Annotated in this window: 20 protein-coding genes, 1 tRNA gene and 1 other RNA gene; 15 read left to right on the forward strand and 7 right to left on the reverse strand. The window is 70.1% G+C overall.

Features of this window, described 5'->3' with window-relative positions; all coding sequences use genetic code 11:
- Positions 1-54: 54 nt before the first annotated feature.
- The 4 genes from QZ483_RS01440 to QZ483_RS01455 form a co-directional block, all read right to left on the reverse strand.
- Positions 55-300: an acyl carrier protein gene (locus tag QZ483_RS01440; RefSeq protein ID WP_297081203.1), complete on the reverse strand. Its 246-nt coding sequence runs from the start codon at positions 298-300 to the stop codon at positions 55-57.
- 80 nt (positions 301-380) lie between these two features.
- The gene (locus tag QZ483_RS01445) at positions 381-1,379 is read right to left on the reverse strand and encodes a beta-ketoacyl-ACP synthase III (RefSeq protein WP_297081204.1); all 999 of its coding nucleotides are present in this window, start codon (positions 1,377-1,379) and stop codon (positions 381-383) included.
- Positions 1,376-2,290: an ACP S-malonyltransferase gene (locus QZ483_RS01450; RefSeq protein ID WP_297081205.1), complete on the reverse strand. Its 915-nt coding sequence runs from the start codon at positions 2,288-2,290 to the stop codon at positions 1,376-1,378. The genes QZ483_RS01445 and QZ483_RS01450 overlap by 4 nt, the downstream gene beginning before the upstream one ends.
- A 77-nt stretch (positions 2,291-2,367) precedes the next feature.
- A complete protein-coding gene (locus tag QZ483_RS01455; RefSeq protein WP_297081206.1) occupies positions 2,368-3,537 on the reverse strand; it encodes a CdaR family transcriptional regulator in 1,170 nt (389 codons plus the stop codon).
- 197 nt (positions 3,538-3,734) lie between these two features.
- Between QZ483_RS01455 and QZ483_RS01460 the strand changes: the two genes are divergently transcribed.
- Positions 3,735-4,916 (forward strand): hypothetical protein, encoded by a 1,182-nt coding sequence (locus tag QZ483_RS01460; RefSeq protein ID WP_297081207.1) that lies wholly within the window; start codon positions 3,735-3,737, stop codon positions 4,914-4,916.
- 78 nt (positions 4,917-4,994) lie between these two features.
- On the opposite strand, the gene aceE is transcribed toward QZ483_RS01460, so the two are convergent.
- Positions 4,995-7,709 (reverse strand): pyruvate dehydrogenase (acetyl-transferring), homodimeric type, encoded by a 2,715-nt coding sequence (aceE, locus tag QZ483_RS01465; protein ID WP_297081208.1) that lies wholly within the window; start codon positions 7,707-7,709, stop codon positions 4,995-4,997.
- A 235-nt stretch (positions 7,710-7,944) separates the two neighbouring features.
- Between aceE and QZ483_RS01470 the strand changes: the two genes are divergently transcribed.
- The 8 genes from QZ483_RS01470 to QZ483_RS01505 all read left to right on the forward strand — a co-directional run bounded on the left by QZ483_RS01470 (position 7,945) and on the right by QZ483_RS01505 (position 12,771).
- Entirely contained in the window at positions 7,945-8,373 is a 429-nt protein-coding gene (locus tag QZ483_RS01470) for a DUF3052 domain-containing protein (protein ID WP_297081209.1), read from the forward strand.
- Entirely contained in the window at positions 8,370-8,831 is a 462-nt protein-coding gene (locus QZ483_RS01475) for a peroxiredoxin (protein WP_297081210.1), read from the forward strand. Before QZ483_RS01470 ends, QZ483_RS01475 begins: the two co-directional genes overlap by 4 nt.
- A gap of 52 nt (positions 8,832-8,883) precedes the next feature.
- Positions 8,884-8,957, forward strand: a tRNA-Val gene (locus QZ483_RS01480).
- Positions 8,958-8,992: 35 nt separating this feature from the next.
- The gene (locus QZ483_RS01485; protein WP_297081211.1) at positions 8,993-9,784 is read left to right on the forward strand and encodes a potassium channel family protein; all 792 of its coding nucleotides are present in this window, start codon (positions 8,993-8,995) and stop codon (positions 9,782-9,784) included.
- Positions 9,785-9,810: 26 nt separating this feature from the next.
- Complete coding sequence (locus QZ483_RS01490; RefSeq protein ID WP_297081212.1) at positions 9,811-10,629, forward strand: Nif3-like dinuclear metal center hexameric protein; 819 nt, start codon at positions 9,811-9,813, stop codon at positions 10,627-10,629.
- A gap of 20 nt (positions 10,630-10,649) precedes the next feature.
- Entirely contained in the window at positions 10,650-11,387 is a 738-nt protein-coding gene (locus tag QZ483_RS01495; RefSeq protein ID WP_297081213.1) for a zinc ribbon domain-containing protein, read from the forward strand.
- Positions 11,384-12,211 (forward strand): histidine phosphatase family protein, encoded by an 828-nt coding sequence (locus QZ483_RS01500; RefSeq protein ID WP_297081214.1) that lies wholly within the window; start codon positions 11,384-11,386, stop codon positions 12,209-12,211. Before QZ483_RS01495 ends, QZ483_RS01500 begins: the two co-directional genes overlap by 4 nt.
- A 20-nt stretch (positions 12,212-12,231) precedes the next feature.
- On the forward strand, positions 12,232-12,771 hold the full coding sequence (locus tag QZ483_RS01505; protein WP_297081215.1) for a hypothetical protein: 540 nt from the start codon (positions 12,232-12,234) through the stop codon (positions 12,769-12,771).
- A gap of 19 nt (positions 12,772-12,790) precedes the next feature.
- Here QZ483_RS01505 and QZ483_RS01510 read toward each other — a convergent pair whose 3' ends face one another.
- Both QZ483_RS01510 and QZ483_RS01515 read right to left on the reverse strand, forming a co-directional pair.
- Positions 12,791-13,669, reverse strand: a complete 879-nt coding sequence (locus QZ483_RS01510; protein WP_297081216.1) for a formate/nitrite transporter family protein — start codon at positions 13,667-13,669, stop codon at positions 12,791-12,793.
- 43 nt (positions 13,670-13,712) lie between these two features.
- Entirely contained in the window at positions 13,713-14,465 is a 753-nt protein-coding gene (locus QZ483_RS01515; protein WP_297081217.1) for a YaaA family protein, read from the reverse strand.
- Positions 14,466-14,719: 254 nt separating this feature from the next.
- On the opposite strand from QZ483_RS01515, the gene QZ483_RS01520 reads away from it, so the two are divergent.
- From QZ483_RS01520 to QZ483_RS01545, 6 genes are all read left to right on the forward strand, one after another.
- Entirely contained in the window at positions 14,720-15,313 is a 594-nt protein-coding gene (locus QZ483_RS01520) for a PadR family transcriptional regulator (protein ID WP_297081218.1), read from the forward strand.
- A 116-nt stretch (positions 15,314-15,429) separates the two neighbouring features.
- Positions 15,430-15,808: RNase P RNA component class A (gene rnpB / locus QZ483_RS01525), an RNA gene on the forward strand.
- 123 nt (positions 15,809-15,931) lie between these two features.
- Entirely contained in the window at positions 15,932-18,094 is a 2,163-nt protein-coding gene (locus tag QZ483_RS01530) for a DEAD/DEAH box helicase (protein ID WP_297081219.1), read from the forward strand.
- A 44-nt stretch (positions 18,095-18,138) separates the two neighbouring features.
- Positions 18,139-18,837 (forward strand): copper homeostasis protein CutC, encoded by a 699-nt coding sequence (locus tag QZ483_RS01535; protein ID WP_297081220.1) that lies wholly within the window; start codon positions 18,139-18,141, stop codon positions 18,835-18,837.
- Positions 18,838-18,938: 101 nt separating this feature from the next.
- Complete coding sequence (locus QZ483_RS01540) at positions 18,939-19,583, forward strand: universal stress protein (protein ID WP_297081221.1); 645 nt, start codon at positions 18,939-18,941, stop codon at positions 19,581-19,583.
- A gap of 4 nt (positions 19,584-19,587) precedes the next feature.
- A partial coding sequence (locus QZ483_RS01545; RefSeq protein WP_297081222.1) for an HAD-IC family P-type ATPase occupies positions 19,588-21,454 on the forward strand: 1,867 nt, incomplete at its 3' end.

Here is a 21,454-nt window from a genome sequence, read left to right on the forward strand (position 1 = left end):
TCCTCCAGGAGAGGTCAGTGGCGAGGTGGAAAGGGGTGGAGCTGAGGGAGTACGTCAGCCCTGCGCGGCGCCGATGAAGGTGACGGCGTCGCCGACGGTGGTGAGGTCCTTGACCTTCTCGTCGGGGATGCGCACGTCGAACTTCTCCTCGGCGAGCGTGACGATGGTCATCATCGACAGCGAGTCGATGTCGAGGTCATCGGTGAAGGACTTGTCGAGCTGGACCTCGGCGGTGTCGAGGCCGGTCTCCTCGGCCACGATCTCGGCGAGGCCGGCGAGGATCTCAGTGGTGTCTGCCATGTGTTCTTCTCCTTGTGCTGGGTGATGCCGGGGCATCGGGGTTCGTGAGGGACGTAGGAACTCTAGTGCGGTCGGCCTGCCTAGGGCAGGACGACCACCTGCGCGGCGTAGACCAGGCCCGCGCCGAAGCCGATCTGCAGCGCGAGGTCGCCGCTGGCAGCGTCGCCGTCGCGCAGCATGCGCTCGGTCGCGAGAGGGATGGACGCCGCCGACGTGTTGCCGCTGTCGACGATGTCGCGGCCGACCTTCACGTGCTCGGGCAGGCCGATCTGCTTGACCATCTGGTCGATGATGCGGATGTTCGCCTGGTGGGGGATGAACGCCTTGATGTCGTCAGGCGTGACACCGGCGGCCTCGATCGCCTCGCGCGCGACAGGGGCCATCTTGAAAGACGCCCACTTGAACACGGACGGGCCTTCCTGCACGAGCGTGGGGAAGGCGGTGTCGCGGTCGTCGCGCACGTCCAGCCAGGACGTGGTCTGGCGAATGAGCTGGGACCCTGCGCCGTCCGATCCCCACACCGTGGGGCCGATGCCGGGCGTGTCAGATGCGCTCACGACGACGGCGCCCGCGGCATCTCCGAGCAGGTAGGAGATCGATCGGTCGGCGGGATCGACGAAGTCGCTCATCTTCTCCGCCCCCACGACGAGGACGTTCCGGGCATTGCCCGAGCGCACGAGCGCATCGGCCTGGCCGATGCCGTAGCAGTACCCCGCGCAGGCTGCGGAGATGTCGAAGGCCGCTCCGGTCGAGCCCAGGCGATCCGCGAGCACCGGGGCGCCGCCCGGCGTCATGTGCGGATAGGTGATGGTGGAGAGGATCACGGCGTCGATCTCGGCACCGCTCACGCCTGCCTGCTCGAGCGCGATGAGCGAGGCCCGCTCCGACAGGTCGAGGACCGAGGTGTCCTCGTCGGCCCGCACGCGGGGCACGATGCCGGTCCTCTTGCGGATCCACTCATCGGAGGAGTTGATCGGCTCGATGATGTCCTCGTTCGGGACCGCGTTCTCGCCGCGGGCGACGCCGAGGCCGGCGATCCGGGAGAACTCGGCTCCTCGACGGATGTTCAAGGTCGTCACGCGTGCTGCTCCAGGAGTTCTCGGGCGGCGGGGAGGTCGTCGGGCGTTTTGAGTGCGACGGCAGGCACGCCCTTCAGCGAGCGCTTGGCGAGTCCGGTCAGGACGCCTCCGGGTGCCACCTCGATGATCCCGGTGACGCCGTGATCGAGCATACGCTCCTGGCACAGATCCCAGCGGACGGGATTGGCGACCTGCCGGACGATGCGGTCGAGGGCGTCGGCGCCCGTCGCCACGGACTCTCCGTCCGCGTTCGACAGCAGCGTGGTGGCGGGGTCCTGCGGAGCAACCTGGCTGGCAGCCTCGGCCAGGGCCGCGACCGCGGGTGCCATGTACGCGGTGTGGAAGGCACCCGCCACCTGGAGCTCGATGGCTCGCGTGCGCGTCGGGGGCTGGGCGACGAGAGCCTCGATGGCCGCCTTCGCACCAGCGGCCACGATCTGTCCGCCACCGTTCATGTTGGCGGGGGTGAGGCCCAGCTCCTCGAGCCTGGCCACGACGTCTGCCGGCACGCCGCCGAGAACGGCCGCCATCGACGTGGGCTCGGCCGCCGCAGCGGCCGCAGCCATCGCCTGCGAGCGCACGGTGACGAGGCTCATGGCGGCGGCATCGTCGATGACCCCCGCGAGGGCCGCCGCTCCCAGCTCGCCGACGCTGTGTCCCGCGATCAGGCCGGCGGTCGAGTCGCCGAGCACCGCACGCGCCGTGGCGAGACCCGTCGCCACCAGGAGCGGCTGGGCGATCGCCGTGTCGCGAATGGTGTCCGCATCGGAGCTCATGCCGTGAGCGATGACGTCGACGCTTGTGGCTTCCGACAAGGCCTCGAGAGCGGTCGCGACCTCGGGAAGCTCGAGCCAGGGCTCCAGCATCCCGGGGGATTGAGCTCCCTGACCGGGAAACAGAACAGCGATCATGCTCCTAGCATCTCCCATCTGAGCCGGGGCGGCCCGGATTTTCGTGACGGTTTCGGCCGCCCGTGTTTGTCGGATATCTACAACGGGGTGTGTGCGGAGTCGCGAAGCCGACCGAGAGCGAATGCCGTCTCGAGCACGTGGGCGTCGCGGGTCGACAGCACGTCCCAGCCGGTGAGCTGCGCCACCTTCTTCAGGCGGTAGCGCACGGTGTTCGCGTGAACGAACATGGTGCGAGCGGCGAGTTCGAGCGAGCGGCCGCAGTCGAGGTACGTCGCGATGGTCTCGCCCAGCGAACCGCCGGCGCGCTGGATCGGGTCGTAGGCGATGGTGATCAGGCGCTCGCGCGCGGCCGCGTCGCCCACCAGGACACGCTCGGGGAGCAGGTCGTCGGCGGCGGTGGGGCGCGGGGCGAGCGACCACGCGGGAGCGGCGACCACTCCGGACAGCGCGGCGCGGGTCGATCGCGCGACCTCCACCAAGGTGATGGCGGCAGGACCGATGACCACTGGTCCGGGCCCGAAGCTCGACAGCAGCTGCCTCGCGAGCGTGGGGTGGTCGTCGTCCGAGCGCGCGATCACGATGAGGTCCTCCCCGTGGATGCCGACGAGGGCGCCGGGAGCGGCACGCCGGATGGTGCGGCGGAGCTCCGCCGACTGCACCTCGCCCAAGGTGCCATCTGTCAGGCCCACCATCGCGAGCGTGGGCCCAGGCTTCCAGCCGAGCGCCGCCGCACGCGAGGGGAGGTCCTCGTCGATCTCGCCGCGCACGAGGGCGTCGACCACGAGCGCTTCGAGCCGCGCGTCCCAGGCGCCGCGGGTCTCCGCGGCGCGCGCATAGACCTCGGCTGCGGAGAAGGCGATCTCGCGCGAGTAGACGAGGATCGCCTCGCGAACCTCGCGCTCCGATCCCGGCGACGCGAAGCCGTCCGCGTTGTCCTCCACCACTCTCACCACGGTGCGAACGATCGACAGCGTGTGCTGGAGCGACACTGATCGCGTGAGCTCCGGTGGCGCGGCGGCGAACACCTCGGTCGCACTGCGGTGGCTGTGCTGTGGGTCGGCGTACCAGGCGACGAAGGAGTCGATTCCGGCCTGGGCGACGGTGCCCACCCACGAGCGCTCCTGGGCGGGCAGTTCCCGGAACCACGAGTACTCGGCATCAAGGCTCGTGATGGCGGCTGTCGACAGACGGCCCGTCGCCGAGCGGAGACGGCGAAGGGTCTCCGCACGCGACTGGGTCATGGCCATGGCGGCCAGCATAGGGCGGTTTGTCGAGACTCGACAATCGCCGGCGAGCCGGATCCGCTTCTCAGGGTTCTCAGCCCCGATCGATTGTGCAAGGCCTCCAACCAGGCTTGCCTCGAGGCCGCCTTCCGGCCCGCAGTCCTCGCCAAGAACGGGTCGCGCCGCTACGGTGAGTCCCAGGTGACACAGAGGAGTCGATGATGACAGACGCTCGCCCCAAGCCCCTGGTGGGTGCCCTGCTCGGTCTGCTGCTGGGCCTCGTGGTGGTGGCCCTCCTGTGGATCACCGGTGTCCTTCCACCGGACCGGCTGCCGCTCTTCGGCATCGTCGCGCTCTCGATCTTCGTCGTGGGGTGGATCCTGACCCAGCGCATGAGCCTGGTGCGGGCGAAGTTCATCATCGTCGTCATCATCTCCGCGACGCTCGGCGGCGTCGCGCTGACCGGCATCCCGGAGTTCATGGGCGGCGGTTCGCTGTCCGATGGCTGCCATCTGGACGCGTCGTCCTCACTCGAGCCCGCTCAGATCGGACCCGAGGACACCGCGGCGATGAACCCGTTCGACGTCACCACGACCGACACGATCTCCTGGAACTCGAGCTCGGATGCGGTTCTCACTGATTGGAACGCGGGGCTCTACGTGGTGGTCGGGGGCTTCGACATCCCTCTGTGGAGCGGCGAGCACGAGAACTCGGGCGAGGCCCAGGAGTGGGCCGGAGACGAGGCCGTCGAGCCCCACATCGATTCTGTCCAGAACCGCACAGGGATCGTCGTGACCGGCACGTACCACGTGCACGGGTCGCTGACGGCCGACGGGGGAGACTGCGACATGCAGGCCTACGTCCGCGTCGCGCCGGCAAGCGCGTTCGACGGGATCCTGCTGGCGGCCCTGTGGGCGCTGCTGGTGGTGATCATCATCGTGATCATCATCGTGGCGGTCGGCGTGCGCCGCTCGATCAAGGCGGCCGATGCGGCGCTCGCCATGGTGGGGACGTCGGCCATCGCAGGAGAGACGAGCACTGCGGAGCCGGCGGGTGCCGGAGCCGCAGCCGGTGCCGCAGCGGCTGGAGCAGCCGCTGCAGGCGCGGCCGCGGACACGTCGTCCGAGGACGAGGCCGCCGGAGACGCACCCGCGAGCACCGACGGAATCTCCTCGTATGCGGAGTACCGCCAGGCCGATGAGGATGCGCGTGACAAGGCGCTCGGAGAGCAGGCTTCGGACGGCTCGTTCGACCAGGACAACTGGCGCTCCATCGATGACAGCCGTGGTCTCGGCGACCTGCTCGACACGCCCGATGCGGAAGGCACGGATGACGAAGCCGCCGCGGCCGATGACGACCAGGCCGGACCGGATCAGCCGCGCGGACCGGGCGGCGGCATCTAGCCAGACGCGGCGGCATCGAGCCAGACGCAGAACGAGGGGCTCGGCGACTGCCGAGCCCCTCGTTCGTGGCGGTGGCGCCTAGGCGTCGCCGCCAGCGTTGCCCGACGTGCCCTTGCTGACATCGTGGATGTCATAGCGCTCGATAGCGTCCTTGACCAGGTGCGGCTCGATCGCGCCTTCGCGCGCGAGCTGCTGCAGCACGCGAACGGCCGTCGACGGACCGTCGATCTTGAAGTACCGGCGGGCGGCCGCGCGCGTGTCCGAGAAGCCGAAGCCGTCGGCACCCAGGGTCGCGTAGCTGCCGGGGATCCAAGCCCGGACCTGGTCGGGGACCAGGTGGTCGTAGTCGGTGGTGGCCACGAACGGCCCCGAGGCGCCCTGAAGGCGCTCGGTGATGAAGGGCGTGCGGACCGGCTCGTCCGGGTGCAGGAACGCGTGCTGGTCGGCGGCGAGGGCGTCGCGTCGGAGCTCGTTCCACGAGGTGACTGACCAGACCGTGGCGCGCACGCCGTAGTGGGCGGCGAGGAGCTCCTGCGCCTCGAGTGCCCACGGCACCGCGACGCCTGACGCGAGGATCTGCGCCTCGGGGCCGTCGCCGGCGGGAGCATCGGCGTACTTGTAGATGCCCTTGAGGATCCCCTCGACATCGACGTTCTCCGGTTCCGCGGGCTGCTGGATGGGCTCGTTGTAGACCGTCAGGTAGTACATGACGTTCTTGTCGCGACCGTCCTCGGGCCCGTACATCCGCTGGATGCCGTCCTTGACGATGTGGCGGATCTCGTAGCCGAACGCCGGGTCGTACTGGACGATCGCCGTGTTCGTCCCGGCGAGCAGGGGAGAGTGGCCGTCGGCGTGCTGGAGGCCCTCGCCGGTGAGCGTGGTGCGCCCGGCGGTCGCGCCGATGATGAACCCTCGCGTCAGCTGGTCTCCAGCGGCCCAGAACTGGTCACCCGTGCGCTGGAACCCGAACATCGAGTAGAAGATGTAGAACGGCACGAGCGGCTCGCCATGAGTCGCGTAGGACGTGCCCACCGCCTGGAACGCGGCGGCGGAGCCGGCCTCGTTGATGCCGGTGTGCATGATCTGGCCGGCCTCGGACTCCTTGTAGCTGAGCATCAGCTCGCGGTCCACAGGCAGGTAGTTCTGGCCGTTCGTGTTGAAGATCTTCGCGGACGGGAAGATCGAGTCGAGACCGAACGTGCGGGCCTCGTCGGGGATGATCGGCACCAGGCGCTGCCCGAACTCCTTGTCCTTGACGAGGTCCTTGAACAGGCGCACGAGCGCCATGGTGGTGGCGACCTCCTGCTTGCCGGATCCCTTGGCCAGGAGCTCGTAGGCCTTCTCGTCCGGAAGCGCGACCTGCTTGCCGGGGTCGCGTCGTTCGGGGACGAACCCTCCCAGCTGCTTGCGGCGGTTCAGCATGTACTGGATCGCGGGATCGTCCATGCCGGGGTGGTAGTACGGCGCGTTGTACGGGTCGCCCTCGAGCTCCTCGTCGGTGAACGGGATGTCGAAGGTGTCGCGCAGCACCTTGAGGTCTGCGGCCGCGAGCTTCTTCATCTGGTGCGTCGAGTTGCGCGCCGCGAAGTTCGAGCCCAGGCCGTAGCCCTTGATGGTCTTGGCGAGGATCACGGTGGGCTTGCCGTTGGCCTCCGTGGTCGCCTTGAGGTAGGCGGCGTACAGCTTGCGGTAGTCGTGGCCGCCGCGCTTGAGCGCCCAGATCTCGTCGTCGGTCATGTCCTTGACGAGCTCCTTGGCACGCGGGTCGCCGCCAAAGAACTGGTCGCGGATGAACGCGCCGGACTCGGCGCGGAAGGTCTGGAAGTCGCCGTCGGGGACCGTGTTCATGAGGTTGACGAGAGCGCCATCCTGGTCGCGCTCGAGCAGAGGGTCCCAGTTGCGACCCCACACGACCTTGATGACGTTCCAGCCCGCGCCGCGGAAGTACGCCTCGAGCTCCTGGATGATCTTGCCGTTGCCGCGCACCGGCCCGTCGAGTCGCTGGAGGTTGCAGTTGACGACGAACGTCAGGTTGTCGAGGTTCTGGTTCGCGGCGAGCTGCAGCATGCCGCGCGACTCCGGCTCGTCCATCTCGCCGTCGCCCAGGAACGCCCACACGTGCTGCTGGGACGTGTCCTTGATTCCCCGCAGGTGCAGGTATCGGTTGGTCCAGGCCTGGTAGATGGCCGATGCGGGACCGAGGCCCATCGAGACGGTCGGGAACTCCCACACGTCGGGCATGAGTCGGGGGTGCGGGTAGGACGAGAGACCGCGGCCCGCAGCGGACTTCTCCTGGCGGAACGAGTCCAGGTCTTCCTCGGTGAAGCGGCCCTCGACGAGCCCGCGGGCGTACACGCCGGGCGCCGCGTGGCCCTGGAAGTACACCTGGTCGCCGCCGCCGGGGTGGTCCTTGCCGCGGAAGAAGTGGTTGAGGCCCACCTCGTACAGCGTCGCGACCGAGGCGTAGGACGAGATGTGACCGCCGACGCCCTTGCCTGCGCCCTGCGCGCGCGTGACCATGACCGCGGCGTTCCAGCGGATCCACCCGCGATAGCGCCGCTCGATCTCCTCGTCGCCGGGGAACTCGGGCTCGTCGTCGACGTGGATGGTGTTGACGTAGGGGGTGTTGAGACTCAGCGGCACCGAGAGCTGCTTGGTGGCGGCGTGATCCACCAGCCGGTCCAGCACGTACTCGGCGCGAGACTCGCCGCTGCCCTCGATCAGACCGTCGAGCGACTCCAGCCACTCATCGGTCTCGTTCGGGTCCTTGTCAACCTCGCCGTGTGATGCCACCGGTGACCTTCCTCTTGGGCGCAGGGGTGGTGCGCCGACACATGTGGGGGATGCGGGGCGGATGTGCCCGCCGCTCCCGCCATTCTTGCCATTTCTCGCGCGATTGTCACGCCAGCCCCGTGCGGCGACCGCGACTCGCGAATCACGCGCCGTTGCCACCGTCCGCTGCCGGGCTCTACTGTGAGACGTGAGCACGCAGTCAGCGTGCACTGCCGACGAAGGGAGCATCGCCACCGTGGCGACACAGGATGGTGCCAGCACCGTGGACGCTGGGATCCTCGACCGGTTCGGACTTGAGCACGGCATGATCATCCAGGAGTTCGGCTACGACGACGATGTGGATGAGTCGTTGCGCACGTCCGTCGAGGACGCCACCGGCGAGGAGATCGTCGACGAGGACTACGGCGACGTCACCGACGGAGCGATCGTGTGGTTCCGAGACGGCGACGATGATCTCGCCGACCTGCTGATGGACGTCCAGTCGCTGCTCGACGACGGCGGCGGCGTCTGGCTCCTGACACCCAAGGCGGGGACGACCGGTCACGTGCTGCCCGGCGACGTCGAGGAGGCCTCGTCTCTTGCGGGCCTCCACGCGACCTCGACCTTCGTCGTCGGCGAGGGATGGTCGTGCACGCAGCTGGTCGAGAAGGGACGCTCCAAGTGACCGAGCCCTTGGTGGGCCGGCCCGCACCTGACTTCACCCTCACTGACCAGCACGGGCGCCACGTCTCGCTGAGCGACTACCGAGGCGCCGCGGTCCTCCTCGTGTTCGTGCCGTTCGCGTTCTCGGACACCTGCACCAACGAGCTGATCGACCTGCGGGACGCCCCCGACCTCACCGAGGGGCGGGCTCTCGAGGTGCTGGTGGTCTCCTGCGACTCGCTCTACACCCTGAAGGCCTGGGGTGATGCGCACGACTACAGCGGCGAGCTGCTCAGCGACTTCTGGCCCCACGGCGAGGCGTCCCGCGCCTACGGCGTCTTCAATCCTCAGAAGGGTCTGGCCACACGCGGGACGTTCCTCATCGACGGAACGGGCGCGGTGGTGTGGAGCGTGGTCAACCCCACGGGTCAGGCTCGCGACATCGACGACTACCGTCAGGCCATCGCGGACCTGGTCTGAGGCGCGGCACGCCTGCCGGCATGAGGCCCGCGGTGCGCCACAATGGTGCCGCGGGCCCTTAGCTCAGTTGGTTAGAGCACTGCGTTTACACCGCAGGTGTCGTCGGTTCGAGTCCGGCAGGGCCCACGCTGACCACGAGTTGTCAACGGAGGGAGCGCGACGTGGCCGAGCCGATGGGTGAGAAGTACGACCGCTATGCCCAGCGCACCGACCATTGGCTGGCGGTGCTCGCGTTCGTCTTCCTCATCGTGTGGTCGACGCGCATCATCTTCTTCGTGTCGCTGCCGCCGGTCGTGCGCAACATCCTGCTGGTCGCTCAGGGCTGGATCTGGCTGGTGTTCCTGGTCGACATCATCATCCGCGCCATCATCTCCAAGAAGTCGTGGCGCTATCTCTGGACCCACCCGATCGACGTGATCGCGGTGGCCGTGCCCGCCGCGCGCCCCCTGAAGGTGCTCACGGCCTTCACGCAGAGCGCGGCCTTTGCGACGAGCAAGGGCCGGATGAAGACCATGCAGGCGGTCGCGATCTCGGTGGTCCTGCTGATCTGGATCGGCTCGGTCGCGGTGCTGTCGGCCGAGGGGCACATCGAGGACTCCCAGATCAACACCTTCGGTGATGCGCTCTGGTGGGCCGTGGTGACGGTCACCACCGTGGGCTACGGCGACTTCGCCCCGGTGAGCGTCGAGGGTCGCATCATCGCCGTGATCATGATGCTGTTGGGCATCGCCCTCATCGGTGTGGTCACTGCGTCCGTGGCGGCAGCCTTCGTGCGCCTGACCTCCGAGGGCGACGAAGTGGACGACGAACAGCGCGAGCAGCTGCACCACGACGAGCTGATTGCGCGGATCGACCGTCTGGAGGGCAGGCTCGAGCGCCTGTCGGGCGGGGCCGAGGCTCCGCCGCCGGACGGCTCCGACCCCGCGGCGTCGGACAGTACGCGAAGCGAGTAGCCCCCACCGACCGGTAGCGTGGGGGCATGGCCACGGTCGCTGACATCGCGGAGATTCTCGAGTTTCGCTTCGATCCGGCTCTTGCCGAAGGCTGGGACGTCAACGGGCTGTCGGTGGGTGACCCCCGCGCGACCGTCGAGCGCGTCCTCTTCGCGGTCGACCCGACGCTCGCCGTGGTCGAGGAGGCCATCGACGCGGGCGCTCAGCTGATCGTGACCCACCACCCCCTCATGCTCCGCGGCGTGACGTCCGTGGCGGCGACCACGGCGAAGGGCGCGGTGGTGCACCGCGCGATCTCCGCAGGCATCGCTCTCTACAACGCCCATACGAACGCCGATGCGGCGGCAGGGGGAGTCTGCGATGCTCTGGCGGCGGCGCTCGGCATCGAGTCGACCGTGCCGCTCGTGCCTGCCGAGGACGACGGCAGCGTCGGCAGCGGCAGGCTGGGCGTCCTGGCAGGACCGTTGCCGCTGAGGGACTTCGCGGAGCGCGTCGCCGAGGCGCTGCCGCAGACCCACCATGGCGTGCGGGTCGCCGGCGATCTGGATGCGGTGATCACCACCGTGGCGGTCGTCGGAGGTGCCGGCGACTCGTTCTTGGCGCTCGTCCAGAGCGCCGGAGCTGACGCGTACGTCACCGCAGATCTCAGGCACCACCCCGCTCTGGACGCGCGCGAGCTCGCCGAGATCGGCGACGGACGGCCTCATCTCGTGGACGTCTCGCACTACGCATCCGAATGGCTGTGGCTCAAGGAGACCGCCGAGCACGTTGCGGACGCCGCAGGCATCGACGCGATCGTCTCCACCCTCAGCACCGACCCCTGGACCGCGCGCTTCGGCGCCTGACACCTCACCGGAGGCTTCCCTTGCCCAACGCTCCCGTCGACCACCAGCTGCGGCTCCTCGACGTCCAGGCGGCTGACCTGCGGATTCAGCAGGCCGAGCACCGCCGCGTCACGCTCGATGTGCTCGGCAGGCTCGACGAGCTCACCCGTGAGGACGCGGCGCTCGAGGAGGAGACCGTCGCGCGCGCCACCGAGGTGTCCGACCTCCGTCGCGAGGTGACCAAGGCCGAGGATGACGTCCAGTCCGTCCGCGCCCGAGCGGACCGCGACCGCGGACGGCTCGAGTCCGGCAGCTCGAACGCGAAGGACCTTCAGGCGCTCCAGAGCGAGCTCGAGGTGCTGACGCGCAGGCTCAGTGACCTCGAGGACATCGAACTCGAGGTCATGGAGCGTCTCGAGAACGCCGAGGCTGCCCACGCGGACGCCGTCGCGCGTCGGGAGGACATCGCCAAGCGCCGGCGTGAGCTTGAGCACCAACGCGACGTGGAGTTCCGATCGATCGACGAGGAGATCCGCGTCGCGCAGGAGGAGCGGTCGGCTGCGGCCGAGGGCCTCGACGCCGGGCTGCTGTCGCTGTACGAGCGGCTGCGCGGCCAGTACGGCGGCGTTGGAGCCGCACCGCTGCAGGGGAGCACCTGCCAGGGGTGCCACATGACCCTCAACCCCGCAGATGTGCGTGCCATCGAGTCCGCGGCCCCGGAACAGGTCATGCGCTGCGAGGAGTGCGGGCGGATCCTCGTGCGCAAGGCGGCTTCGTGATCGACGAGACCGAGGCCGGTCCGGACGCGGGGCCCGAGTACGACGACCACGTCGACGATCACGCGGGGGAGACTGCGTCCGCCGCCGCGGCGCAGGAGGTCACCCCGAAGGGCACCTCGCTGTTCGGCATCGCCGGTGGCGACCTGGTGCGCCCCCTGACGCTGGTGCTGGTGCGACACGGCGTCACCGACATGACCCTCCGGCACGAGCTGTCGGGATCCGGGCAGAGCGGGCCGTCCCTCAACTCCCAGGGCCGTATCCAGGCGGCGAAGGCCGCCGACGCCGTCCACCGCATCGGCCGCACGACCTGGGACCGCGTGCCGCATGTGTCCCGCGTGCTCGCCTCCCCCATGACCCGTACCCAGGAGACGGGCGCGGCCATCGGCCGCCGCATCGGCGCCCATGTCGAGACAGAGCCGCGCGTGCGCGAGATCGACTTCGGCGACTGGGAGGGACTCACCACCGACCAAATCGCCGAGCGTGACGGCGACGCGATCCACCAGTGGCGCTTCGGCCAGCTCGCCGCGCCCGGCGGGGAGTCGATCCCCGATGTCGGCGCGCGCTTCGACGGGTTCCTCGTCGAGGCCGCCGCCGAGCATGCGCGGATGTGCGCCGGGGGCGAGGATGTGTCGCGGGCATGGGCGGTGGCGTCGCACGCGGTCGCCATCAAGTCCGCCGTGGCGGTCTCCCTGGAGATGCCCGCCACGCACTGGGGCCACATCTGGCCGCAGCCCGCCTCCCTCACGCTGCTGCAGCTGCGCGTGCGTACAGATGGCACCATCGCCGAGCGTCACGTGCTGTGCGTCGGGGCTCCGACGGGCTGACCGGCCCTAGGCTGGCACGCATGAGCGATGCGCTGCCGGCGACTCCGGTGATCCTTCACCGAGAGCCCTGGAACGCAGTGTGGCGGCGTCTGGGCTTCCGGTCCGCGATCCTGGGCGCGGGTCTGCTGCTCGGGGGCGTCCCCGGCGCATGGGGCGGACTCGCGGGAGGCGGTCCGCTGAGGGCCGTGGGATGGCTCGTGGGGCTGGTGGGCCTGGTGTTCGTCTTCCTGTCGGTCGCAAATCTGGCCCGCAACGACCGCGCGCTGCTTCGTCTCGACGCGACCGGTGCGATCGAGCGCCCCCCGTCGGTGCAGGAGACCTGGCTGGGGCGCCCGCTCGAAGCCGTGCGCGGCACGGACATCGAGGTGACCGAGGCGATCATCTCCGTGGTGCCGTCGCGAGCGGATCCGCGGGTCACGCTGACCTCAGGGGAAGCGGCGGTCCGAGACGTGCCCCTTCACGGTGTGGGCGCCGAGGACTTCGTGGCGCACGCGAACGCGCTGACCGCGGACTGGGGGGTGCGGTGGCGCTATGTGGCGCCGCCGACGAGCGAGGACTGAACCGCCTCGACGCCGAGGGCTAGGCGCCGGCCCCGGTCCGGCGCTTGCCCATGAGCCGCCGTGCGTCGTTGGCATAGGCGTAGTACCAGCCGATCAGGACGCCACCTCCCACGAAGTTGCCCAGCAGCACGATCCCCAGGTTGCCGAGAGCGAGGCCGAAGTCGAGGTTGCCGCTGAGCGCCTCGATGGTGAAGACCACCGTGTTGGCGACCGAGTGCTCGAAGCCCACGAACGCGAAGACGAACACGCTCATGATCATCGCGATGGAGGCCGTGAGGTCGTCGCGGATGCGGCCGTTGTACACGAGCAGCATCGCGAGGTTGATCATGAAGTTGCACAGCACGGCGCGCAGGAACAGGTCCAGCCATCCCGATGCGCCGTCCGCGACGTAGGCGAGCTTGTGCTCGACGCCCGCTGCCATCTGCACGCCCACGTCGCCGGACAAGATGGACGAGCCTGCGACCATCAGCGCGATGGCGAGGCCTCCCACGAAGTTGCCGCCGTAGCAGAGCCCCAGGATGCGCAGCGAGCGCAGCCCAGTGGTCTTGCGGTAGTACGCGCCTATCGACACGATCATCATGTTCGACGTCAGCAGCTCGGACTTCGAGAAGTAGATGAACACGAGCGCGAAGCCGAAGACGAGTGCGCCCACGATCTGCCCGATCGCCACCAGGTCCCCGCTGCCGACCCCGGCGAATGCGGCGATGACGGCGTAGTACGTGAGGTACATGACGCCGATCAGCGCGCCCGCCATCGCCGCTCGCATGATGTAGACGCGGGCGAGCTTGCCGCTCATCGCCGTCTTGGTCTCGAGGGCGTCCAGAACCGTGGAGATGAACTGCTCGCCGGGGAACAGCTGCTTCTGCTCGCGGCTCGGTTCCGCAGTGGCGTCGGTCATGGGGTCCAGCCTGGCACGAGACGCCAGGCGCGTCGATTCGCTGTCAGCCGGCGATGACGATCGTGAGTTCGTGCTCCGTGAGCGCGACGTCGACGACCCCTGTGAGGGTGCGTGCCACGTCGGCGAGATCGTCCGGCGACTCGGCCACCGCATCGGCCGTCACCAGCGCTCCGGTGAGGAGGCCTCGCGTGTGCTTGGCCATGTGGCTGACCACGGTGCGCTTGCCGTCGAGCTCGCGCTCCACGCGCACGCTCACGTGAGGGATCCCCGCGGGTCGCCACGCGGCGACGTACGACGAGCTCCGGCAGTCGACAACGAGGCGGCCGTCCGCGACGTGGGACAGCTCTTCCGCGAGGTGACGGCGCCAGAACGAGGCCAGCGGGCCGATGCGGCCGAGGCTCGTCGACATCGACAGGCGATAGGCGGGGATTCGGTCAGCGGGGGAGACCGCACCCCAGAGAGCGGACACGATGCGCACGCGGTCGCGGGCTCGTTCGAGTGCTGTGCCCGACCACTGCGCCGCGCCCGCCGCGTCGTACAAGACGCCGGAGTAGACCTGCGCGGCGGGTGCGGCGGGTGCCTCCCAGAGGTCGCGGTTGCGTTCGACCTCGGCGGCAAGCGACGGGCCCACGCCCAGCACGTCGAACGCGTTGCGCTGGCCACTGACCTTGACGAGCGCCTCGCCCACGCGGCGGCGAGTGGCCGCGAGGGCCGGGTGGGAGAGCGCGTCGACGTCGACGCGCGCGCCGCTCGTGGGCGCGGTCTTGCCTTCGGAGGGCGGGAGCAGGATCAGCACGGGACCAGGGTACGGGGACGACCGCGTGCAGAACTCTCGGATGAACTGAGCGGTCGGCGCGCGCGTCAACGGGACCGAGCTGTGTGGCGCTCAGTTGATCCGAGTCCTGGGTGCGTGCGGGAGGGGAACAGGGGGTGCGTGCGCGGTGGAGGCAGGGGCCGATGCGCGGGCGGGGTTGACGTCGACATCGAGTTGACGCCGACACTTACGCGATATATCGTGAAGCAGTCGAAACATATCGAAGGGAGTTCGACATGAAGCACAACCACGACATGAATGCCTGGCCGATCGACGGCGGCGGCCCCTCTCGGGGGCGCCGAGGACACGGCGGGCACGGCGTGCCCGGAGGTCCCGGCGGCCCGGGTGGTCCTGGCCCCCGCAGTCGCGGGCACCGCGGCGGGGGACGAGGACGGGGGCGCGGCGATGTCCGCGCCGCGATTCTCGTGCTGCTCGCGGAGCAGCCTCGCCACGGCTACGACCTCATCCGCGCGATCGAGGAGCGCACCGACGGTGCGTGGGCCCCGAGCCCCGGCTCGATCTACCCGACGCTGCAGTCCCTCCAGGACGAGGGCCTCGTGCAGGTGGAGGAGGTCGACGGTCGCCGCACGGCTTCCCTGACGGACGCGGGCCGCACATGGATCGAGGAGCACGCGCCGGATGAGGAGCGCTTGTTCGACGTCGAGCGCGGACGCGGGGCCCACCGCGAGGTGATGGGCGAGCTGCGCACGCTGAACGAGGCGGTCACTCACGTGATCCGCTCGGTGGACACCCCGGAGGCGACAGCTCGGGCCACCGAGATTCTCGTCGCCGCCCGCAAGGATCTGTATCGGCTGCTGGCTGACGCCTGAGGCACCACGACAGGCGCGGCGCACGGGCTCGACGGGAGTCGACCCCAGGCGCCGCGCCTGTCGTCTGCCCGGCCGCTGCCGCATCCGCGTCGCACCCGCTATTCTGGGCGTGCGGATGAGCTGGCCAGGCGACCGCGTGGTCCTCTTCGGAGGATCCCGAGGAACGTCCGGGCTCCGCAGGGCAGGGTGATGGCTAACGGCCACCCGGGGTGACCCGCGGGACAGTGCCACAGAGAGCAGACCGCCTCGCCTCCTCGGAGGCGCGGTAAGGGTGAAAGGGTGAGGTAAGAGCTCACCGCGCGACCGGCGACGGAAGCGGCACGGTAAACCCCACCTGGAGCAAGGCCAGACAGAGAGCGTTCGAGGGCTGCCCGCCCGAGCTCTCGGGTAGGTCGCTGGAGCCCTGGAGCAATTTAGGGCCTAGATGGATGGTCGCCCCTCGTGAGCGGTGACGCGAGCGAGCGACAGAACCCGGCGTATCGGCCAGCTCATCCGCCCCGCAGGCGGCGCCTGCGGGGGTGCAGCGGTCAGCCGCACGGCGGGCCGGGCGCAGGACCGATGTGTCCCGCGCGCGTGTGAGCACCGATGGTGCTGGAGTGAGATGAGAGAAGGGGTCCGATGGCTCGACAGGCCCAGCGGGGTTCGAACCGCGCAGGCAAGAATGGCGGTGGCGCGCGCCGGCAGCGTTCGCGTCCCCGTGGCAAGGGACTGATCCCGCTCCTCGCGGCCTACGCGAACGATGTCGACCGCGCATTGCAGCGGCCGCCCGTGCGCCAGAGCGTGCGCACGACCTTCCAGGTGGTCGCCCTGCTGGTGCGCGAGGAGCGCGCGCGAGTCAAGGACGATCCTTCCCTCAGCGCGTCGGCCCGCGACGAGCTGCTCAAGCGGCTCGATGGTGTGGGCACCATGCTCGCGAAGATCGCCGCGCGCGACACGTCGCTGCTGTCGCTGCTGGCGGAGGACGCACGCGTCAGCGAGTCGGCGCGTCGCTCGAAGGCCGACATGCTCAGGGAGGCGGGCCGCGACGTCCCTGATGAGCCGGAGCCGGAGCCGGAGCCGGCCCCGGTGACGACCACCGAGTCCTCCAAGCGGGTCGTGCCGCAGTCGGCGATCGCACGCCAGCTCGCCAACCCCTTCCTCGCGCCTGACTTCGAGGCGGCCCGCCAGCGGCAGGCCGCGCAGCCGCGACGCCTCGCGGGCTGGGAGCTGCTCGACCCGCTGTTCCGGTCCTTCGAGCAGGACGCGCCCGGCGCCGCCGCATGCATGGCCCTGCCGGACGCGACCGCCGCGGCTGCGTCCGCGCGCGTGCCGCTCGGCCGTACCCTCATGGCGCATCAGGCCCAGGTGGTCGCGGCCGCGGCCCGCGGACATCGGACGTTCCTGCTCGCGGACGAGCCCGGACTGGGCAAGACCGCGCAGGCGCTGCTCGCGGCGCAGGAGGCGGACGCGTACCCCCTGCTTGCCGTGGTGCCGAACGTGGTCAAGGCGAACTGGGCTCACGAGGTCGAGATGTGGACGCCGAACCGCACCGCGACCGTGGTCCACGGCGACGGCGACAAGGTGGATGCGTTCGCAGACGTGGTCATCGTCAACTACGCGATCCTGGACCGGCACGCCGGGTGGTTCGCCGATCATGGCTTCCGCGGGATGGTGGTCGATGAGGCCCACTTCATCAAGAACAAGTCCTCGCAGCGCTCTCAGCATGTCTTGGCGTTGTCCGAGCGCATCCAGCAGCGCACACCGAACCCGTTCCTCATGGCGCTCACCGGCACCCCGCTCATCAACGACATCGAGGACTTCCGGGCCATCTGGCAGTTCCTGGGCTGGATCGATGACGACAAGCCGCTCGGCCCTCTCATGAATGCGCTCGAGGCCACCGGCCTGGACCCGTCGGACCGAGGGTTCTACTCCGCCGCGCGGGCGGCGGTGGTGGAGCAGGGCATCGTGAGGCGCCGAAAGGTCGACGTCGCGGCCGACATCCCACCGCGCCGCGTCGCAGACCTGCCCGTCGAGCTCGATGGGCCCGTCGGGCGCACCATCCGTGCCGCCGAGACCGCGCTGGCAGAACGCATGGTCCAGCAGTACCGCCGCGCGGTGGACGCGCGCGGCGAGGGCTCGGACACCGACGGCGTCGACCTCGACCTGGCGCGCAGGATCGCCACCGCGGAGCTCAAGGACGCCAGCTCCAAGAAGACGGGCGAGAACATGTTCTCGCTGGTCAGGCGCATCGGCCAGGCGAAGGCCGGGCTCGCGGCGGACTACGCCGCACAACTGGTCCGCAACGTCGGCAAGGTCGTGTTCTTCGCGAAGCACCTCGACGTCATGGACGAGGCCGAGCAGCTGTTCGCGGAGCGCGGCATCGGCTACGCGACGCTCCGCGGCGACCAGAGCGCGAAGTCCCGCGAGCAGGCCATCGCCGCCTTCACCGAGGACCCCGACGTGCACATCATCGTCTGCTCGCTCATGGCCGCCGGAGTCGGCGTCAACCTGCAGGCCGCCTCGAACCTCGTGCTCGCGGAGCTCTCGTGGACCGACGCGGAGCAGACGCAGGCCATCGACCGCATCCACCGCATCGGCCAGTCCGAGCCCGTCACGGCGTGGAGGATCATCGCCGCGCAGACCGTCGACTCGCGCATCGCCCAGCTAATCGATCGGAAGTCGGGCCTCGCAGCGCGCGCGCTCGACGGCGCCGAGGTCGAGGACGAGGACGCCGCGCTCGACGCGCATGTGGAGGCGCTCGTGGGACTCCTCGTGGACGCTCTCGGCGCTACGGCGGCATGATGGCGCCTGGCACCGGGAATCCACCGCGCGTGAAGGTGGAGATCGTGATCGACGACGTCGAGGGAGCGTTGGTCGCTGAGCGGGAAGGCGCCGACCGTGTCGAGCTCTGCGCGGACCTGGGAGTGGGCGGCACGACCCCGAGCATCGGCATGATTCGCGGCGTGCTGGCGGCCGTCGACAGCGTCGGGGTCCAGATCATGGTGCGTCCCCGCGGTGGCCACTTCGTCTACGCGGATCACGAGATCGGGGTGATGGAGGCCGATGCGCGGGCCATCGCGGAGATCGCCCGCAGTGCATCCGTCCGCGTGGGCATCGTGACGGGTGCGCTGACGCCTGCGGGAGACGTCGACACCGCTGCGCTCGGTCGTGTCATCGACGCGGCCGGCGACGTGCCCGTCACCTTCCACAAGGCGATCGACGCGACGGCCGATGCGCTGGCCGCCTTCGCGTCGCTCGTCCCGTTCGTCGAGCGAGGGCTGGAACGGGTCCTCACGTCGGGCGGCGCGGCCACCGCGCTCGAGGGTGCGCCGACTCTGCGCGCCATGCTCGCCGTCGCCGGCGGGCCTGCTGTGCTGGCCGGCGGGGGAGTGCGCCCGCACAACATCGACGCACTGCTGGGCGCGGTACCGGTGGGGGAAGTGCATCTGCGTGCGCAGGCCCCGAGCCCGCGCGGCGACGGCACGCTCGTCACGGACCCCGCCGTGGTCAGCGCGGCCGTGGCGGCAGCCGCCGCACGGCCGTAGCGAACGCCATCCAGTGCCGCGCGCTCACCCGGATGCCGTCGGTTGGCAGCGGCAGGACTTTGGGACCATGCGCCGGGACGTGGTGAGCGTAGGGTCGAAGCATGGGCACCTGGCAGGCCATCGCGGCCGCGGTGTGGATCGGCACCGGGCTGATCACTGGCGCGTGGATGGCGAGACGAGGCCACGACTGGCGGTGGACCATCGTCGCCGTGGTGCTGGGTCCCGTGTTCGTGCCGATCGCGCTCGAGCGCGTCGAGAGGACGCCGCGAGTCGCGGTGTCCGGTGCCGATGGCGAACCCGCGGCTCGCACCGCGACGCACGGACCACGCATTCTTGTGGGCATCGATGGTTCGCCGGAGTCGGACCGCGCTCTTGACGCCGCGCTGACGCTGCTCGGCGGAGAGCACGGGGTGGTCGTGCTCGCGGAGGTCGTCACGTACGACGACGCCGAGGCGGACGACCCCGATGCCGTGCGTGCGGCCACGCGACACGTCGATCGCGCCGCGTCCCGAGCCGCGTCCGCCGCCGTCAACGTCGAGGTCCTGGCGGGCCCGGCCGGGGAGGCTCTCGCCCGATACGCGGTCGAGGCGGACCTCGACTTCGTCGTGGTCGGGAGGCGGGGAGGCGGCGCCACGTCGCACCTGCTCGGGAGCGTCTCCGACTACCTGGTCCACCACAGCGAGATCCCCGTGCTCGTCGTCGAGCCGCGCCCGTCGCCGCCTCGCGGGGCGCCCGACCCGAAGTAGCGCCGTGCGCGCCCGTGGGGCCTCGCGGACTCCGCGCCCTCGCGAGCGCGGCGCCGGGGCCCCGCATGCGCTGAGCACAGGCGACGTTCTCGAGCGGCTCGGCACCGATCGGGACCGGGGACTGAGCGAGGACGAGGCCCACCGGCGCCTCGCCGACGACGGCCCCAACACCCTGCCTGCCGACGGCGGGCCGGGGCTGGCAGCCCGCATCGCCCGGCAGTTCCACCATCCCCTCATCTACGTGCTGCTCGCGGCGGGAGCGATCACGGCGGCGATCGGACACCACGTCGACTCTGCGGTGATCATCGCGGTCGTGCTCGTGAACGCGGTGGTGGGCTTCATCCAGGAGCACCGAGCCGAGGTCGCGCTCGACAGCCTCCGCTCCATGGTCACGTCTCAGACGAGGGTGGTGCGCGACGGGATTGCTCGCTCGATGGACAGCGAGTCGCTCGTGGCGGGCGACGTCGTGGTCCTGGAGGCGGGGGATCGCGTTCCGGCAGATCTGAGGCTGATCGCGTGCGCAGAGCTCGCGATGGACGAGTCCGCCCTCACCGGCGAATCCGCGCCTGCCCTCAAGGGTCATGAGGCCGTCCCCGCCGCGACGTCCGTCGCCGACCGCACCTGCGTGGCGTTCGCGGGCACTCTCGTCACCGCAGGTGGTGGCACGGGTGTGGTGACGGCGACCGGGCTCCGCACCGAGCTGGGGAGAATCCATGAGCTCGTGGACTCCGCGGAGGTGCTGGCGACGCCGCTGACCCGCAAGCTCGCCCGCTTCAGCCGCGACCTGACCATCGTGATCGTGGGGCTCGCCGTCGCAACCTTCGCCGTCGGATGGATCCGAGGACAGGCTGTCGTGGACACGTTCATCGCGGCCGTCGCGCTGGCCGTCGGCGCCATTCCCGAGGGCCTCCCGGCCGCGGTGACGATCGTCATGGCGATCGGCGTGGGGAGAATGGCGCGTCGCCGTGCGGTCATCCGCCGGCTGCCGGCGGTCGAGACCCTCGGCAGCACCACGGTGATCTGCTCGGACAAGACGGGCACCCTGACCGAGAACCAGATGACGGTGCGGGCCGTATGGATTCCTGGCGTGGGGGAGCACGCCGTGACTGGCACGGGCTATTCGATCCACGATGGTGCGATCGGCGAGCCGGACGACGAGCACGCGTCCGTGGATGCCAACCACGCGCTGCGCTGGTCGGTGCTGGCCGGGGCGGCATGCAACGACGCTCGCCTCCACGAGCGCGAGGGGCGCTGGGGGGCCGTGGGCGATCCCACGGAGGCGGCCTTGCTCGTGGTCGCGGCCAAGGCGGGCCTGCACCAGGAGCATGTGAGTCGCGACTACCCGCGCGTGTCGACGATCGCCTTCGACTCCGACCGGCAGTACATGGCGACCCTGCACGGGGCGGAGGAGTTCGACTCCTCGCACGTGGTGCTCGTGAAGGGGGCGGCCGAGCGTGTCGTGGCGCTGTGCACGGCGCAGGCTCGTCCCGACGGCGGGCTGGAGCCCGTCGACCACGCAGCTGTCGAGCAGGCCACCCACCGCCTCGCGGAGCGGGGATTGCGGGTGCTCGCCACGGCCATGGTCGCGGACGCGAGCCCCACGGACTTCACCGAGGAGTCGCTGGCCGGCCGCCTGGTGCTCACCGGCCTGCACGGGATGCTGGATCCGCCGCGATCGGCAGCGATCGACGCCGTGCGCGCGTGCGCGACCGCGGGCATCAAGGTCAAGATGATCACGGGGGACCACGCCGCGACCGCGACCGCGATCGCCCGGCAGATCGGACTGCTGGCGGAGCACGCAGGCCCGCGCGACGTGCTCACCGGCGACCGGCTGGCGCAGCTGACGCCCGCGGAGTACCCCGCCGCTGTCG

Origin of the sequence: uncultured Demequina sp. (assembly GCF_913055775.1) — a bacterium.
GTDB lineage: Bacteria > Actinomycetota > Actinomycetes > Actinomycetales > Demequinaceae > Demequina.

Bases quoted from the DNA above. Each gene is read 5' to 3' on its own strand.
- QZ483_RS01490 (WP_297081212.1), top strand. From the start codon at position 9,811: ATGGCCACGGTCGCTGACATCGCGGAGATTCTCGAGTTTCGCTTCGAT.
- QZ483_RS01510 (WP_297081216.1), bottom strand. From the start codon at position 13,669: ATGACCGACGCCACTGCGGAACCGAGCCGCGAGCAGAAGCAGCTGTTC.
- QZ483_RS01455 (WP_297081206.1), bottom strand. From the start codon at position 3,537: ATGGCCATGACCCAGTCGCGTGCGGAGACCCTTCGCCGTCTCCGCTCG.
- QZ483_RS01460 (WP_297081207.1), top strand. From the start codon at position 3,735: ATGACAGACGCTCGCCCCAAGCCCCTGGTGGGTGCCCTGCTCGGTCTG.
- QZ483_RS01530 (WP_297081219.1), top strand. From the start codon at position 15,932: ATGGCTCGACAGGCCCAGCGGGGTTCGAACCGCGCAGGCAAGAATGGC.
- QZ483_RS01540 (WP_297081221.1), top strand. From the start codon at position 18,939: ATGGGCACCTGGCAGGCCATCGCGGCCGCGGTGTGGATCGGCACCGGG.
- QZ483_RS01520 (WP_297081218.1), top strand. From the start codon at position 14,720: ATGAAGCACAACCACGACATGAATGCCTGGCCGATCGACGGCGGCGGC.
- QZ483_RS01450 (WP_297081205.1), bottom strand. From the start codon at position 2,290: ATGATCGCTGTTCTGTTTCCCGGTCAGGGAGCTCAATCCCCCGGGATG.
- QZ483_RS01440 (WP_297081203.1), bottom strand. From the start codon at position 300: ATGGCAGACACCACTGAGATCCTCGCCGGCCTCGCCGAGATCGTGGCC.
- QZ483_RS01505 (WP_297081215.1), top strand. From the start codon at position 12,232: ATGAGCGATGCGCTGCCGGCGACTCCGGTGATCCTTCACCGAGAGCCC.